The sequence below is a fragment of the Lysobacter sp. M15 genome, assembly GCF_022662515.1.
Classification (GTDB): domain Bacteria; phylum Pseudomonadota; class Gammaproteobacteria; order Xanthomonadales; family Xanthomonadaceae; genus JAKPBU01.
On record NZ_JAKPBV010000017.1, the window covers coordinates 60,436 to 75,185 of the forward strand.

Below are 14,750 nucleotides of genomic sequence, written 5' to 3' on the forward strand. Positions count from 1 at the left end.
TTCCCTGTCCGGCGCGCCGCGGATCTTGGATCCGTCGGCTTGGTGCTTGTTATTGCATTGCTGCGTGTCGCGTTACGTCTACTCGGTGGATCGCATCGCTTCTCGGAGACCCGGCCCGGCGCAGCGCGCCGGTCGTTCGCAAGGAGCGCGCGGCAGTGCCGCGCTAGCGCCCCTTGCTCACCCCATCATCCCGTGCGAGGAGATCCCCGCCGGTGGCCAGTTCTCGAGCTTCATGCCGAGGGAAAGCCCACGCTGGGCGAGCACTTCCTTGATCTCGGTGAGCGACTTCTTGCCCAGGTTCGGGGTCTTGAGCAGCTCGACCTCGGTCTTCTGGATCAGGTCGCCGATGTAGTAGATGCTCTCGGCCTTGAGGCAGTTGGCCGAACGCACCGTGAGCTCGAGGTCGTCGATCGGGCGCAGCAGCACCGGATCCACGCCCGTGGCGGCCGGCTTGGCTGCACCGCGCTCGCGATGGGTAAAGTCGCCGAACACGCTCAGCTGGTCGCTGAGGATGTCGGCGGCGGTGCGCACGGCTTCCTCGGCGTCGATGGTGCCGTTGGTCTCGATGTCGATGACCAGCTTGTCCAGGTCGGTACGCTGTTCGACGCGCGCGGCCTCGACTTCGTAGGCCACGCGGCGCACCGGCGAGAACGAGGCATCGAGCATCAGGCGGCCGATCGTGCGGGTCTCCTCGTCCGGCTTGCGACGGGCAGCCGCGGGCTGGTAGCCGAAGCCGCGCTCGATCTTCAGGCGCATGTTCAGCGCCGCATCCTTGGTCAGGTGCGCGATCACGTGGTCGGGATTGAGGATCTCGACGTTATGGTCGGTCTTGATGTCGGCAGCGGTAACGACGCCCGGGCCCTGCCTGGACAGCGAAAGCGTGGAGCTTTCGCCGGTGCCCATGCGAATGGCGACGTCCTTGAGGTTCAGCAGGACTTCCAGCACGTCTTCCTGAAGACCTTCGACCGTGGTGTATTCGTGCAGCACGCCGTCGATCTCGACCTCGGTGATGGCATAACCGGGGATCGAGGACAGCAGCACGCGGCGCAGCGCGTTGCCCAGGGTGTGGCCATAGCCGCGCTCCAGCGGTTCGATCACGACCTTGGCGCGGTTGTCGGTGATGCGTTCGATCTGCGGGCCCTTGGGGCGCAGCACCTGGTTGGCGGTAACCGTCATGTTGTAGCGTCTCCTCGGTGGCCGGCGATGGGGAGCGCCGGCCTGATACGTTTCGGAGCTCCTTCACCCGAAGGAGCAGCCGATGCCCATGGCATCGGCCAGATGCGGAAGCAAGGCTCCCGGCTTTGTCTTACTTCGAGTACAACTCGACGATCAGCGCCTCGTTGATGTCACTGGGCAGGTCGGCGCGATCCGGCACGGCCTTGAACACGCCTTCGAACTTCTTGGAATCGACTTCCACCCACGACGGCGACAGGTCCATCTGACCGAACACGGTCAGCGCTTCCTGCACGCGCAGCTGCTTCTGGGCGCGCTCGGACAGCGCGATCGCGTCGCCGGCCTTGACCGCGTACGACGGCAGGTTGACCGGCTTGCCGTTGACGGTGACGCCGCGGTGCGACACCAGCTGGCGCGCGGCCGGCCGGGTCACCGCAAAGCCCATGCGGTAGACGACGTTGTCGAGACGGGTTTCCAGCATCTGCAGCAGGTTCTCGCCGGTGTTGCCCTTGCGATTGCTGGCCTTCTTGTAATAGTTGCGGAACTGCCGCTCGAGCAGACCGTAGATGCGCTTGACCTTCTGCTTCTCGCGCAGCTGGGTGGCGTAGTCGGACAGCTTGCTGCGACGCGCACCGGTGCCGGCGCCGTGCTGGCCGGGCTTTTGCTCCAGCTTGCACTTCGAGTCGAGCGCGCGGTTCGGCGACTTCAGGGAAAGGTCTGCGCCTTCGCGACGCGCGAGCTTGCAGGTGGGACCGATATAACGAGCCATTGTCTGATCGCTCCCTTAGACGCGACGCTTCTTCGGCGGACGGCACCCGTTGTGCGGGATGGGCGTCACGTCGATGATGTTGGTGATCTTGTAGCCGACGTTGTTGAGCGAACGCACGGCCGATTCACGGCCCGGACCCGGGCCCTTGATGCGCACTTCCAGCGACTTCACGCCGTAGTCGAGCGCCGCCTTGCCCGCCTTTTCGGCGGCCACCTGGGCGGCGAACGGGGTCGACTTGCGCGAACCGCGGAAACCCGCGCCGCCCGAGGTCGCCCACGACAACGCGTTGCCCTGGCGATCGGTGATGGTAATGATTGTGTTGTTGAACGAAGCATGGACGTGGGCGACGCCGTCGGTGACGACGCGCTTGATCTTCTTCTTCGTTTTGGCAGCTGCCGGCTTGGCCATGGCTAGGGTTCCTTACTTCTTGATGGCCTTGCGCGGACCCTTGCGGGTACGGGCATTGGTCCGGGTGCGCTGGCCGCGCAGCGGCAAGCCGCGGCGATGGCGCAGGCCGCGATAGCAGGCCAGGTCCATGAGGCGCTTGATGGCGATGCCGACCTCGCGACGCAGGTCGCCCTCGACCGTGAACTTGCCGACTTCGGCGCGGAGGCGCTCGACTTCCGGCTCCGAAAGGTCGCGGATCTTGGTCGAGGCATTCACGCCCGCCGACTCGCAAAGCTGCTTCGAACGGGTACGGCCGATGCCGTAGATGCTTTGCAGCCCGACCCAGACGTGCTTCTGGGCAGGCAGGTTGACACCTGCAATACGCGCCATGCGCGGATCTCCAACTGGTTGAGCGCCAGCCTTGACAAGGCCGGCGAAGTGAACTCGCAATTTTAGCTGAAGTCCCGGGTACTTTGGAAGCCCAGCCCCAAAAGGCTGGACCCGGCATGGGGAGTGTGCCCATGCTCCGGCGACGGTTCCCGGCTGTACCGGCCACGACGGGAGCGCCCTCTGGGGAAGCTTCCGCCCTGCCCGGCCTGCGCGCGCCACTCCGGCGCGCCCCTGGCCTGGAACCACCCGCGCGCGGGACCGCCGCACGAGTCGCCCATCTTGGATCCCGCCGCTATGGTGCGGGATCCGGGTATTCCTGGTCGCCCATCTTACCGCGACCTGCCAGGTCCGGCGGGCCTGCCCGCGGGATACCGGTCATCCAGGGTGAGCCACGCTCACCCCCAAAAGCGCTACCGCCCCGTCAGCCCGCTCCGCGAGCCGCGCAGGTTGGCCTTCTTGAGCAGGCTCTCGTACTGGTGCGACATCAGATGCGCCTGGATCTGGGCGATGAAGTCCATCACCACCACCACCACGATCAGCAGCGACGTTCCGCCGAAGTAGAACGAGGTGCCGAGTTCCGTACGCATGAACTCCGGCAGCAGGCAGACCAGGACCAGGTAAACGGCGCCTGCCGCGGTCAGTCGGGTCAGCACGCCGTCGATGTAGTCCGCGGTCGCCTTGCCCGGCCGGATGCCCGGGATCAGCGCCCCCGACTTCTTCAGGTTGTCGGCGGTTTCCTGCGAGTTGAACACCAGCGCGGTGTAGAAGAAGGCGAAGCCCGCAATCAGCGCCGCGTACAGGATCATGTGCAGCGGCTCGCCAGGATTCAGCGCCTGGCTGACCTTCTGCAGCCACGTGGCCGAGCCGGCCTGGGTGAACCAGGTCGAGGCGGTGGCCGGGAACATGATGATCGAGGAGGCGAAGATCGCCGGGATCACGCCCGACATGTTGAGCTTCAGCGGCAGGAACGAGGTCTGGTTCATGTACGCGTTGCGGCCGCCCTGGCGGCGTGCGTAGTTCACCGTGATCCGGCGCTGCCCGCGTTCGACGAACACCACGAAGTAGGTGAACGCCATCACGATCGCCACGATCGCGATCACCGCGAGTGGGCTCATGTCGCCGTTGCGCGCCTGTTCCAGCGTACCGAGCACCGCGCCGGGAAGACCTGCGACGATGCCGGCGAAGATGATCAGCGACACGCCGTTGCCGATGCCGCGCTCGGTGACCTGTTCGCCCAGCCACATCAGGAACATGGTGCCTGCGGTAAGCGCCACCACCGCGGTGAGCACGAAGCCCATGCCCGGCGAGTACACCACGGGGATGCCGTTGCTGGCGCCGGAATTCTGCAGCGCCACCGCGATGCCGGCTGCCTGGAACACCGCCAGCGGGATCGCGCCGATGCGCGACCACTGGGTGATCCTGCGCCGGCCCGACTCGCCTTCCTTCTGGATGGCCTTCAGGCTCGGCACGATCTGCACCAGCAGCTGGACGATGATCGACGCCGAAATGTAGGGCACCACGTTCAGCGCGAACAGGCTGAATCGCGACAGCGCGCCGCCCGAGAACATGTTGAACATGTCCACGATGGTGCCTTCCTGCGCCTCCATCAGCTGGAGCATCGCCTCGGGATTGACGCCCGGTACCGGGATATAGCAGCCGATGCGGTAGACGATCAGCGCACCGACCACGAACAGCAGGCGCTGGCGAAGTTCGGTGAACTTGCCGGCGCCGGCCAGTCCGGCCATCGCGTTAGCGCTTCGCGACATGCGTCACTCCGCCAGGCTGCCGCCGGCCGCTTCGATCGCCGCCTTGGCGCCGGCCGTGGCGGTGATGCCCTTGAGCACGAACTTCTTGCTGACCTCACCCCGCTTGACCACCTTGGCACGCTTGGCGGTGCTGGGCACGAGCTTGGCGGCGCGCAGCGCGGCGAAATCGATCTCGCCGGCATCGAGCTTGTCCAGCTGGTACAGCAGCACTTCCGCCGTGTCCTTGCTCAGCTTCGAGCGGAAGCCGATCTTCGGCAGGCGGCGCTGCATGGGCAGCTGCCCGCCTTCGAAGCCGGCCTTGATCTTGCCCTTGCCGCTGCGCGCGAACGAACCCTTGTGGCCGCGGCCTGCGGTCTTGCCGAGGCCCGAACCGATGCCGCGACCGACGCGCTTGCGCTCTTCGCGCGCGCCATCGGCAGGCTTGAGTGTATTGAGCTTCATCTGATTACTCCTCGACCCGCACCAGGTAATGCACCTTGTTGATCAGGCCGCGCACCTGCGGGCTGTCCTTCAGCTCGCGCACGTCGTTCAACTTGCTCAGGCCCAGCGCCTTCACCGACAGGCGATGCTTGGCCTGGGTGCCGCGCAGACCCTTGACCAGACGCACCTTGACGGTGCCGTTGTTGTCAGCTGTGGACATGGAGGATCTCCTCGAGCTTCTTGCCGCGCTTGGCCGCGATCTTGCCGGGCGAATGCATGGCTTCCAGACCCTTCACGGTGGCGCGCACGAGGTTGATCGGGTTGCGCGAACCGACCGCCTTGGCCAGCACGTTCTTCACGCCCACCGCCTCGAGCACGGCGCGCATCGCGCCGCCGGCGATCACGCCGGTACCTTCCGAAGCCGGCTGCATGAACACCCGGGCAGCGCCGTGGCCGGCCTTGACCTGGTGCCAGAGCGTGCCGTTGTTCAGTTCGACCTTGGACATGTTCTTGCGTGCGTATTCCATCGACTTCTGGATCGCGACCGGCACTTCGCGCGCCTTGCCGTAACCGAAGCCGACCTTACCGTCGCCATCGCCGACCACGGTCAGCGCGGTGAAGGTGAACTGGCGGCCGCCCTTGACGGTCTTGCTGACGCGGTTGACCGCGACCAGCTTCTCGATCATGCCGTCGTCGACTTCTTCCCGGTCGCGGCGGTCGCGGCCGCGGGATTCACGTGGTTCTGCCATTGCAGTGTCTCTTTAGGTTTGAAGGAATTTGCGGCGTGGCCGCTTATGGTTGTGAGATGTCGCGGGTGTTCCGCCAGGACCGCAACCGGCCAGGGCGTCCGATGCATCTCGCATCGGCGAGCGAACCGAAGGCATGGGGACGATGCCCCACGCCTTCAACGTCAGAACTGCAGGCCGGCCTCGCGGGCGGCGTCGGCCAAGGCCTTGATGCGGCCGTGGTAACGGTAGCCCGAGCGATCGAAGGCGATGGTGTCGATACCGACGGCCTTGGCCCTTTCGGCGATCGCGCGACCGACCCTGGCGGCGGCTTCGGTGTTCTTGCCGCTCTTCAGGCCCTCGCGCACGTCGGCCTGGGTGGTGCTGGCCGCGGCCAGGACCTTCGAGCCGTCGGCGCTGAACAGCTGCGCGTATACGTGCTGGCCGGTGCGCAGCACCGACAGGCGCGGCACGCCGAGGGTGCGGATGCGCGCACGGGTCGACTTGGCGCGGCGGAGACGGGCGGATTTCTTGTCCATTGTGGTTCTCTCTGGAAGCGGATCGACGTGGAGCATCCCTGTACAGGGAGCGCCTTATGCCTTCTTGGCTTCCTTGCGGATGATGACTTCGTCGGAGTACTTCACGCCTTTGCCCTTGTACGGCTCCGGCGGGCGGAAGCCGCGGATCTTGGCGGCGACTTCGCCGACGCGCTGCTTGTCGGTGCCGCTGACCACGATCTCGGTCTGGGTCGGGGTGGCGATGGTGATGCCGTCCGGGGTCTTGAACAACACCGGGTGCGAGAAGCCCAGCGACAGGTTCAGATCCTTGCCCTGCATGGCGGCGCGGTAACCCACGCCGACCAGCTCGAGCTTGCGCTCGAAACCGGCGGACACGCCCTGGGCCATGTTGGCCAGGATGGCGCGCATGGTTCCGGCAAGCGGGATCTTGCTCTCGTCATTGGCCGAAAACTGCAGGTTGCCGTCCTCGACCTTGACATCGACGCCTTCCGGCAGGGGAATCGACAGGGTGCCCTTCGGGCCCTTGACGCTCAGGTTGCCGGACTGTGCATTGAACTCGACGCCCTTGGGCAGGACGACGGGCTTCTTGGCGACACGGGACATGGCGGTTCTCCCTTAGGCCACGAAGCACAGGACCTCGCCGCCGACGCCTTCGTGGCGTGCCTGCGAGTCGGTCATGATGCCCTTGGATGTGGAAATGATGGCGACGCCCAGGCCTCCGAGGACCTTGGGCAGTTCGTCCTTGCCGCGGTAATTGCGCAGGCCCGAGCGCGACACGCGCTGCAGGCGCTCGATCACCGGCCGGCCTTCGTAGTACTTCAACACGATCTCGAGTTCGGCCTTGGCGCCGTTCTCGGTCACGCGGAACTCGCCGATATAGCCTTCTTCCTTGAGGACCTTGGCGATGGCCACCTTGGTCTTGGACGAGGGCATTTTCACCGTCGGCTTGCCCACAGCGGCCGCATTCCTGATGCGGACCAGCATGTCGGCGATGGGATCAGTCATGCTCATTGAGATTGCCTTTTGAGTGCACCGATATCCGCTTTCGCGAAATCTGAGGTTGGGAAACGATTACCAGGAGGCCTTGCGCAGGCCAGGCACGTCGCCGCGCATGGTGGCTTCGCGCAGCTTGTTGCGGCCCAGGCCGAACTTGCTGTACACCCCGCGCGGACGGCCGGTCAGGGCGCAACGATTGGTCTTGCGCGAGGGCGAAGAGTCGCGCGGCAGCTTCTGCAGCTTGGTCGCCGCTTCCATCTTCTCCTCGTAGGAGGCGGTGGTGCTGCTGATCACCTTCTTCAGCGCTTCGCGCTTGGCGCCGTGCTGCTTGACCAGCTTGGCGCGCTTGACCTCGCGGTTGACCATTGAAGTCTTAGCCATGTGTCAATCCTCGAGTATCAGTTGCGGAACGGGAAGCGGAACGCTTCGAGCAGCGCCTTGGCTTCGGCGTCGGTCTTGGCGGTAGTGGTGATGGCGATATCCATGCCGCGGATCGCATCGACCTGGTCGAAGTCGATCTCCGGGAAGATGATTTGTTCCTTCACGCCCATGTTGTAGTTGCCGCGGCCGTCGAACGAACGGCCGGACACGCCACGGAAGTCGCGCACGCGCGGCAACGAGACGTTGACCAGACGGTCCAGGAACTCGTACATCTTCGACCGGCGCAGGGTCACCTTGGCGCCGATCGGCCAACCGTCGCGGATCTTGAAGCTCGCCACCGAAACGCGGGTCTTGGTGATTTGCGGCTTCTGGCCCGCGATCTTGGCCATGTCGGCCACCGCGTTCTCCAGCACCTTCTTGTTGGCCGCCGCCTCGCCCACGCCCATGTTCAGCGTGATCTTGGTCAGCCGCGGTACCTGCATCGGATTGGTGTAGCCGAACTGCTGCATCAGCTTCGGCACGACCTCTTCCTTGTAAAACTTTTCGAGACGGGTAGACATGTCAGATGGCCTCGCCGCTAGAGCGGAACACGCGCAGACGGCGTCCATCCTCCAGCACCTTGGTGGCGACGCGCCCACCCTTGCCGGTGGCAGGGTTGAACGGCATCACGTTGGAAATATGGATCGGCGCCTCGCGCTCGATCACGCCGCCGGCCTGGCCGGCCTGCGGGTTCGGCTTGGTGTGGCGCTTGACGATGTTGATGTTGGACACGACGACCTTGTCGCCGGCCACGCGCACCACCTCGCCCTGCTTGCCCTTGTCCTTGCCGGCGATCACGACGACCGTGTCGCCCTTCTTGATTCGATTAGCCATTGTGTTGTCCTCCGCTCACAGCACTTCGGGTGCGAGCGAGACGATCTTCATGAACTTCTCGGAGCGCAGCTCGCGGGTCACAGGCCCGAAGATGCGCGTGCCGATCGGCTCGTGCTTGTTGTTGAGCAGCACGGCGGCGTTGCCGTCGAAGCGGATCAGCGAACCGTCGGCACGGCGCACGCCCTTGCGGGTGCGGACCACCACGGCGTCGTAGACCTCGCCCTTCTTGACCTTGCCGCGCGGAATCGCATCCTTGATCGACACCTTGATGATGTCGCCGATGTGCGCGTACCGGCGCTTGGAGCCACCCAGCACCTTGATGCACATCACTTCCTTTGCACCGGAATTGTCGGCCACGTCGAGGTGGCTCTGCATCTGGATCATCGCTCAGCCTCCCTTATTCGGCCGCGTGCGCGAGCACTTCGACCACGCGCCAGTTCTTGGTCTTGGAGATCGGCGCGCATTCGGCCACGCGGACCGTGTCGCCCATCTGGCAGACGTTGCCGGCGTCGTGCGCGTGCAGCTTGGTCGAGCGGCGGATGTACTTGCCGTACAGCGCGTGCTTGACCTGGCGCTCCACCAGGACCGTCACCGTCTTGTCCATCTTGTTGCTGACCACGCGGCCTTCGACCGTGTGCAGCTTCTTTGCGTTGTTGTCGGTCATGTCCGGTCCTTACTTCTTCGTCGCCGCGCCGATCAGCGAGTTGACGCGCGCGATTTCGCGGCGCACCCGGCGGACGTCGTGGGTCTTGGCCAGCTGGCCCGTGGCCTTCTGCATGCGCAGCGAGAACTGTTCCTTCTGCAGGTCCAGTAGGTGGGCCTTGAGCTCGTCGGCCGACTTGCTCTTGAGTTGCTTGAGTTCCATCAGCGCACCGTCCGGGTCACGAAAGTGGTGGTGACCGACAGCTTGGCTGCGGCCAGGCGGAAAGCCTCGCGTGCAGTGGCTTCGTCGACGCCCTCGATCTCGTAGATCATCCGGCCGGGCTGGATCTGCGCGACCCAGTACTCGACGTTGCCCTTGCCCGAGCCCATCCGGACCTCGATCGGCTTCTTGGTGATCGGCTTGTCCGGGAACACGCGGATCCACATCTTGCCGCCGCGCTTGACGTAACGGCTGATCGACCGGCGCGCGGCCTCGATCTGGCGCGAAGTCAGCTGGCCGGTGGCCGTAGCCTTGAGCCCGTACTCGCCGAAGCTGACGGCGTTGCCGCTCCATGACAGGCCATCGTTGCGGCCCTTGTGCATCTTGCGGAATTTGGTTCGCTTGGGTTGCAGCATGGTTTACTCCCTCGCCTCACCACGGTCGCGGCGCGGTCCACGCGGACGCTCGCGATCGCCACGGTCCGGACGGTCGCCGCGCGACGGCGTGTCGTCCTGCTTCTCCTGGCCGACCTGGCTGAAATCGAAGATTTCGCCCTTGTAGATCCAGACCTTGATACCGATGATCCCGTAGGTGGTCTTGGCTTCGGCAAAGCCGTAATCCACGTCGGCGCGCAGGGTATGCAGCGGCACCCGGCCTTCGCGGTACCACTCCGAACGCGCGATCTCGGCGCCGTTCAGGCGGCCGGCCACGTTCACCTTGATGCCCAGCGCGCCCAGGCGCATCGCATTGCCGACGGCGCGCTTCATCGCGCGACGGAACATGATGCGGCGCTCGAGCTGCTGCGCGATCGACTCGGCGACCAGCTGCGCGTCGAGCTCAGGCTTGCGCACTTCGGTCACGTTGATGTGCGCCGGGACGCCCATCAGGTCGCTCACGTCCTTGCGCAGCTTCTCGATGTCCTCGCCACGCTTGCCGATCACCACGCCCGGACGGGCGGTGTGGATTGTGACGCGCGCGTTGTTGGCCGGACGCTCGATCAGGATCTTGCTGATGCCCGCCTGCGCCAGGCGCTTGCGCAGCATCTCGCGCACGCGCAGGTCGGCGGCCAGGAAACCGGCGTACTGCTTCTTGTTGGCATACCACTTGGAATTCCAGTCCTTGGAAATGCCCAGGCGGATGCCGGTCGGATGAACTTTATGACCCATGATTACTTGCCCTCGCCCACGACCACGGTGATGTGGCTGGTGCGCTTGAGAATGCGCGTACCGCGACCCTTGGCGCGGGCCATGAAACGCTTCAGCGTGGGACCTTCGTCGACCATGATGGTCTTGACCTTCAGCTCGTCGACGTCGGCGCCCTGGTTGTTCTCGGCATTGGCGATCGCCGACTCCACGACCTTGCGGATCATGTGCGCGGCTTTCTTGTCCGAGAACCGCAGCAGGTTGACGGCGCGCTCGGCCGACAGCCCGCGCACCTGGTCGGCGACCAGGCGGGCCTTCTGCGGGGAGATGCGCGCGGTGCGCAGGATTGCCTTGGCTTCCATGGTCATCTCCTTACTTCCCGGCCTTCTTGTCGCCGCCGTGGCCCTTGAACGTACGGGTCAGCGCAAATTCGCCGAGCTTGTGCCCGACCATGTTCTCGTTGACCAGCACGGGCACGTGGTTCTTGCCGTTGTGGATGGCGATGGTGAAGCCGACCATTTCCGGCATGACCATCGAACGGCGCGACCAGGTCTTGATCGGCTTCTTGGTGTTGCCCGCGGACTCCACCTTCTTGATCAGGTGGTGGTCGACGAACGGGCCCTTCTTGAGTGAACGTGCCATGCCGGTTAGCTCCTGCGGTCGCGCACGATGAACTGCTGGGTGCGCTTGTTCTTGCGGGTCTTGTAACCCTTGGTCGGAACGCCCCACGGGGTGACCGGGTGCGGGTTGCCCTGGCCGGCCTTGGCCTCGCCGCCGCCGTGCGGGTGGTCGACCGGGTTCATGGCCGCGCCGCGCACGGTCGGCTTGATGCCGCGCCAGCGCTTCGCGCCTGCCTTGCCCAGCTTTTCCAGGTTGTGCTCGACATTGCCGACTTCGCCGATGGTGGCGCGGCACTCAGCCGGAACGCGGCGCATTTCACCGGAGCGCAGACGCAGCGTGGCGTAAACGCCCTCGCGCGCGATCAGCTGCACGCCGGCACCGGCCGCACGCGCGAGCTGTGCGCCCTTGCCGGGCTTCATCTCGATGCAGTGCACGGTGGAACCGACCGGGATGTTGCGCAGCGGCAGGGTGTTGCCTGCCTTGATCGGGGCGCTGCTGCCCGCGATCACCTGATCGCCGGCCTTCAGGCCCTTGGGCGCAATGATGTAGCGGCGCTCGCCGTCGACGTAGCAAAGCAGCGCGATATGAGCGGTGCGGTTGGGGTCGTACTCGATCCGCTCGACGCGCGCCGGAATGTTCTCCTTGTCGCGCTTGAAGTCGATCAGGCGGTAATGCTGCTTGTGACCGCCGCCGATGTGGCGGGTGGTGATTCGGCCGTGGTGGTTGCGGCCACCGGTCTTGCCCTGCTTCTCGACCAGGGCCGCGTGCGGCGCACCCTTGTGCAGGTCCGGCGTGACCACCCGGACCGCGCTGCGGCGGCCGGGAGACGTGGGCTTGAATTTCATCAATGGCATGGGACGTTCCTCAGACCTTGGCCGTCATGACGTCGATCGACTGGCCTTCGGCCAGCTTCACGTACGCCTTGCGCGAATTGCCGCGGCTACCCTGGCGCTGGCGGAAGGCTTTCGCTTTTCCCTTCACGTTGACCACGTTGACCGATTCGACCTTGACGTCGAACAGCTGTTCGATCGCCGCCTTGATGTCGGCCTTGGTGGCATCGCGCGCGACTTCGAACGCGTATTGGTTCGAGACTTCCTGCAGGCGTGCGGTCTTTTCCGACACGCGCGGGGCACGGATGATGTTGTAGATGTTCGCCGACGCGGGCTTGCCTGCGGCGCTGACTTGCTTGCTCATGCCAGCCACTCCTCGATCTTCTTCACCGCATCGGTGGTGATCAGCACGCTGTCGGCGCCGACCAGAGACACCGGATCCAGGCCCTGCACGTCGCGCACTTCCACGTACGGAAGGTTGCGCGCGGACAGATACAGGTGCTCGGAAGCTTCTTCGGTGACGATCAGCGGGCGACGGCCGAGGTCGAGATCCTTCAGCTTCGCGACCAGGCCACTCGTCTTGGTCTGGTCCACGTCGAACGCGTCGACCACCTTCAGGCGCCCCTGACGGTTGAGCTCGGACAGGATCGACGAGATCGCCGCGCGGTACATCTTGCGGTTGACCTTCTGCGCGAAGCTGCGCGGCTTGGCCGCGAAGGTCACGCCGCCGCCGACGAAGATCGGCGCGGTCAACGCGCCATGACGCGCGCCGCCGCCCTTCTGCTTCTTCGACTTCTTGGTGGTGCCGTTCACTTCGGAACGGGTCTTCTGCGCCTTGGTTCCGGCGCGACCGGCATTGCGATAGGCGACGACGACCTGGTGGACCAGGTCTTCGCTGAATTCGCGGCCGAACACGGCGTCGGACACCGACAGCTTGTTGGCGCTGTTATTGATGGCAAGTTCCATCATCAAACTCCCTTGCTCGACGGACGCACGATCACGTCGCCGCCCGGTGCGCCCGGCACCGCGCCGCGGATCGCGATCAGGCCACGCTCGGCGTCGACCTTGACCACCTGCAGACGCTGGGTGGTCTGGGTTTCGGCGCCCATGTGGCCGGCCATCTTCTTGCCCGGAAACACGCGCCCCGGGGTCTGGCGCTGGCCGATCGAACCCGGCGAGCGATGCGAGAGCGAGTTGCCGTGGGTGGCGTCGCCCATGCGGAAGTTCCAGCGCTTGATCGTGCCCTGGAAGCCCTTGCCCTTGGTCACGCCCTGGACGTCGACGATCTGGCCTTCGGAGAAGATGTCGGCCTTGATCTCGCCACCCACTTCGAAGTCGCCGATCTTGTCGTCGGCCACGCGCAGTTCCCACAGGCCCCGACCCGCTTCCACCTTGGCCTTGGCCAGGTGGCCGGTTTCCGGCTTGTTGACCAGCGCAGCGCGCTTGCTGCCGACCGCAACCTGCACGGCGCTATAGCCGTCGGTGGCGACCGTCTTGATCTGGGTGATGCGGTTCGGGGTCGCCTCGATCAGGGTCACCGGAACCGACTTGCCGTCCTCGGTGAAGAGACGGCTCATGCCGGCCTTGCGACCGACGATGCCGAGCGAATGGATCTTCGCACTCATGTCAGCCTCCTCAGGTCAGCTTGATCTGGACGTCGACGCCAGCCGCGAGCTCGAGCTTCATCAGCGCGTCCACGGTCTTGTCGTTGGGGTCGACGATGTCGAGCACGCGCTTGTGCGTGCGGGTCTCGTACTGGTCGCGCGCGTCCTTGTCGACGTGCGGCGACACCAGCACGGTGTAACGCTCGATCTTGGTCGGCAGCGGGATCGGGCCGCGCACCTGCGCGCCGGTCCGCTTGGCCGTTTCGACGATCTCGCTCGTGGAACGGTCGATCAGCCGATGATCGAACGCCTTGAGCCGGATCCTGATTTTCTGGTCCGCCATGACGGAATTCCTCGTTGAAAGAGCGACAGATTCCGCGGCTGGGTGCGCGGAACCCCTTGTTATTCAATAACTTGTGTTGCGTTAACGACCAAAACAAAAGGCAGACCGATTGCCCGGCCCGCCCAGACGGAGAATGCGTGAACGCGACAAAACACCCCGCCGATATGTCCCGAACCAATTTCGGGACGGACGAGGCACTGCCACGCGACAAGATTCCCTGTCTGGCGAATACGAGGTGCATCCTGCCCCTCATTTCGCGGCTTCGCGGGTGGCCAGAAGGCTATCCAGCGAAGTGAGCTGAGCATTCTAGCGGGCTGCAGGGGTTGTTCGCAACCCCCGCAACCTTGTTCGTCATGCCCGCGAAGCGGCCCCTACGGGACGTTGCTTTGCCATTGCCTGGCACAGCACGGCCCTGGATCCCCGCCTTCGGGGGGATGGCGATCCACTAGCGCGGCTGACGGACCGTCACTTCAGGATCTTGGCCACCACGCCGGCGCCGACCGTGCGGCCGCCCTCGCGGATCGCAAAACGCAGACCCTCGTCCATCGCCACCGGGTTGATCAGCGAGACCTTCATCTTCACGTTGTCGCCAGGCATCACCATCTCGGTGCCTTCCGGCAGCTCCACCGCACCGGTGATGTCCGTGGTCCGGAAGTAGAACTGCGGACGGTAGCCCTTGAAGAACGGCGTGTGACGGCCACCCTCGTCCTTGCTCAGTACGTACACCTCGGCCTCGAAGTCCGTGTGCGGCGAGATCGAACCGGGCTTGCACAGCACCTGGCCGCGCTCCACGTCGTCGCGCTTGGTGCCGCGCAGCAGCAGACCGGCGTTGTCGCCCGCCTGGCCCTGGTCGAGCAGCTTGCGGAACATCTCCACGCCCGTCACCACGGTCTTCTGGGTCGGACGGATGCCCACGATCTCGATCTCGTCGCCCACCTTCACGATCCCGC

At 65.1% G+C, this 14,750-nt stretch carries 27 protein-coding genes; all 27 read right to left on the bottom strand.

What is annotated here, in order from left to right; genetic code table 11:
• Window positions 1-177 precede the first annotated feature (177 nt).
• Window positions 178-1,176, bottom strand: a complete 999-nt coding sequence (gene rpoA, locus MC380_RS17640) for a DNA-directed RNA polymerase subunit alpha (protein WP_242103031.1) — start codon at window positions 1,174-1,176, stop codon at window positions 178-180.
• Window positions 1,177-1,306: 130 nt separating this feature from the next.
• On the bottom strand, window positions 1,307-1,942 hold the full coding sequence (rpsD, locus tag MC380_RS17645; RefSeq protein WP_242166450.1) for a 30S ribosomal protein S4: 636 nt from the start codon (window positions 1,940-1,942) through the stop codon (window positions 1,307-1,309).
• 15 nt (window positions 1,943-1,957) lie between these two features.
• Entirely contained in the window at window positions 1,958-2,350 is a 393-nt protein-coding gene (gene rpsK, locus MC380_RS17650) for a 30S ribosomal protein S11 (RefSeq protein WP_242103029.1), read from the bottom strand.
• A 12-nt stretch (window positions 2,351-2,362) separates the two neighbouring features.
• Window positions 2,363-2,719 (bottom strand): 30S ribosomal protein S13, encoded by a 357-nt coding sequence (rpsM, locus tag MC380_RS17655; protein WP_242103028.1) that lies wholly within the window; start codon window positions 2,717-2,719, stop codon window positions 2,363-2,365.
• Between the two features lie 410 nt (window positions 2,720-3,129).
• Entirely contained in the window at window positions 3,130-4,464 is a 1,335-nt protein-coding gene (secY, locus tag MC380_RS17660) for a preprotein translocase subunit SecY (RefSeq protein ID WP_242103179.1), read from the bottom strand.
• A gap of 24 nt (window positions 4,465-4,488) precedes the next feature.
• Window positions 4,489-4,926, bottom strand: a complete 438-nt coding sequence (rplO, locus tag MC380_RS17665; RefSeq protein ID WP_242103027.1) for a 50S ribosomal protein L15 — start codon at window positions 4,924-4,926, stop codon at window positions 4,489-4,491.
• A gap of 4 nt (window positions 4,927-4,930) precedes the next feature.
• Window positions 4,931-5,125, bottom strand: coding sequence for a 50S ribosomal protein L30 (rpmD, locus tag MC380_RS17670; RefSeq protein WP_242103026.1), 195 nt, complete (start codon window positions 5,123-5,125; stop codon window positions 4,931-4,933).
• The gene (rpsE, locus tag MC380_RS17675) at window positions 5,112-5,654 is read right to left on the bottom strand and encodes a 30S ribosomal protein S5 (protein ID WP_242103025.1); all 543 of its coding nucleotides are present in this window, start codon (window positions 5,652-5,654) and stop codon (window positions 5,112-5,114) included. Before rpsE ends, rpmD begins: the two co-directional genes overlap by 14 nt.
• 161 nt (window positions 5,655-5,815) lie before the next feature.
• Complete coding sequence (gene rplR, locus MC380_RS17680) at window positions 5,816-6,169, bottom strand: 50S ribosomal protein L18 (RefSeq protein WP_242103024.1); 354 nt, start codon at window positions 6,167-6,169, stop codon at window positions 5,816-5,818.
• A 54-nt stretch (window positions 6,170-6,223) separates the two neighbouring features.
• Complete coding sequence (gene rplF, locus MC380_RS17685) at window positions 6,224-6,751, bottom strand: 50S ribosomal protein L6 (RefSeq protein ID WP_242166453.1); 528 nt, start codon at window positions 6,749-6,751, stop codon at window positions 6,224-6,226.
• A gap of 12 nt (window positions 6,752-6,763) precedes the next feature.
• The gene (gene rpsH / locus MC380_RS17690) at window positions 6,764-7,159 is read right to left on the bottom strand and encodes a 30S ribosomal protein S8 (RefSeq protein WP_242103022.1); all 396 of its coding nucleotides are present in this window, start codon (window positions 7,157-7,159) and stop codon (window positions 6,764-6,766) included.
• A 60-nt stretch (window positions 7,160-7,219) separates the two neighbouring features.
• Complete coding sequence (rpsN, locus tag MC380_RS17695; protein ID WP_242103021.1) at window positions 7,220-7,525, bottom strand: 30S ribosomal protein S14; 306 nt, start codon at window positions 7,523-7,525, stop codon at window positions 7,220-7,222.
• 17 nt (window positions 7,526-7,542) lie between these two features.
• Complete coding sequence (rplE, locus tag MC380_RS17700) at window positions 7,543-8,085, bottom strand: 50S ribosomal protein L5 (protein WP_242103020.1); 543 nt, start codon at window positions 8,083-8,085, stop codon at window positions 7,543-7,545.
• Between the two features lies 1 nt (window position 8,086).
• A complete protein-coding gene (rplX, locus tag MC380_RS17705; protein ID WP_242103019.1) occupies window positions 8,087-8,398 on the bottom strand; it encodes a 50S ribosomal protein L24 in 312 nt (103 codons plus the stop codon).
• Window positions 8,399-8,413: 15 nt separating this feature from the next.
• Window positions 8,414-8,782: a 50S ribosomal protein L14 gene (gene rplN, locus MC380_RS17710; RefSeq protein WP_137266186.1), complete on the bottom strand. Its 369-nt coding sequence runs from the start codon at window positions 8,780-8,782 to the stop codon at window positions 8,414-8,416.
• Window positions 8,783-8,795: 13 nt separating this feature from the next.
• Window positions 8,796-9,062 carry a 30S ribosomal protein S17 gene (rpsQ, locus tag MC380_RS17715; RefSeq protein WP_242103018.1) on the bottom strand — a complete coding sequence of 89 codons (267 nt, stop codon included), beginning with the start codon at window positions 9,060-9,062 and terminating at the stop codon, window positions 8,796-8,798.
• A gap of 9 nt (window positions 9,063-9,071) precedes the next feature.
• Complete coding sequence (gene rpmC / locus MC380_RS17720) at window positions 9,072-9,263, bottom strand: 50S ribosomal protein L29 (protein WP_242103017.1); 192 nt, start codon at window positions 9,261-9,263, stop codon at window positions 9,072-9,074.
• Complete coding sequence (gene rplP, locus MC380_RS17725; RefSeq protein ID WP_242103016.1) at window positions 9,263-9,676, bottom strand: 50S ribosomal protein L16; 414 nt, start codon at window positions 9,674-9,676, stop codon at window positions 9,263-9,265. Before rplP ends, rpmC begins: the two co-directional genes overlap by 1 nt.
• A 3-nt stretch (window positions 9,677-9,679) precedes the next feature.
• Window positions 9,680-10,426, bottom strand: coding sequence for a 30S ribosomal protein S3 (rpsC, locus tag MC380_RS17730; RefSeq protein ID WP_242103015.1), 747 nt, complete (start codon window positions 10,424-10,426; stop codon window positions 9,680-9,682).
• A gap of 2 nt (window positions 10,427-10,428) precedes the next feature.
• Window positions 10,429-10,764, bottom strand: a complete 336-nt coding sequence (rplV, locus tag MC380_RS17735; RefSeq protein ID WP_242103014.1) for a 50S ribosomal protein L22 — start codon at window positions 10,762-10,764, stop codon at window positions 10,429-10,431.
• Window positions 10,765-10,774: 10 nt separating this feature from the next.
• Complete coding sequence (rpsS, locus tag MC380_RS17740; protein ID WP_242103013.1) at window positions 10,775-11,044, bottom strand: 30S ribosomal protein S19; 270 nt, start codon at window positions 11,042-11,044, stop codon at window positions 10,775-10,777.
• A 5-nt stretch (window positions 11,045-11,049) separates the two neighbouring features.
• A complete protein-coding gene (rplB, locus tag MC380_RS17745; protein WP_242103012.1) occupies window positions 11,050-11,877 on the bottom strand; it encodes a 50S ribosomal protein L2 in 828 nt (275 codons plus the stop codon).
• Window positions 11,878-11,887: 10 nt separating this feature from the next.
• Window positions 11,888-12,217, bottom strand: a complete 330-nt coding sequence (gene rplW, locus MC380_RS17750; RefSeq protein ID WP_242103011.1) for a 50S ribosomal protein L23 — start codon at window positions 12,215-12,217, stop codon at window positions 11,888-11,890.
• Window positions 12,214-12,819, bottom strand: coding sequence for a 50S ribosomal protein L4 (gene rplD, locus MC380_RS17755; protein WP_242103010.1), 606 nt, complete (start codon window positions 12,817-12,819; stop codon window positions 12,214-12,216). Before rplD ends, rplW begins: the two co-directional genes overlap by 4 nt.
• Before the next feature lie 2 nt (window positions 12,820-12,821).
• On the bottom strand, window positions 12,822-13,478 hold the full coding sequence (rplC, locus tag MC380_RS17760) for a 50S ribosomal protein L3 (protein ID WP_242166455.1): 657 nt from the start codon (window positions 13,476-13,478) through the stop codon (window positions 12,822-12,824).
• 10 nt (window positions 13,479-13,488) lie between these two features.
• Window positions 13,489-13,800 (bottom strand): 30S ribosomal protein S10, encoded by a 312-nt coding sequence (rpsJ, locus tag MC380_RS17765; RefSeq protein ID WP_143877895.1) that lies wholly within the window; start codon window positions 13,798-13,800, stop codon window positions 13,489-13,491.
• Window positions 13,801-14,265: 465 nt separating this feature from the next.
• The coding region (locus MC380_RS17770) for an EF-Tu/IF-2/RF-3 family GTPase (RefSeq protein ID WP_242166467.1) at window positions 14,266-14,750 on the bottom strand (485 nt) is incomplete at its 5' end.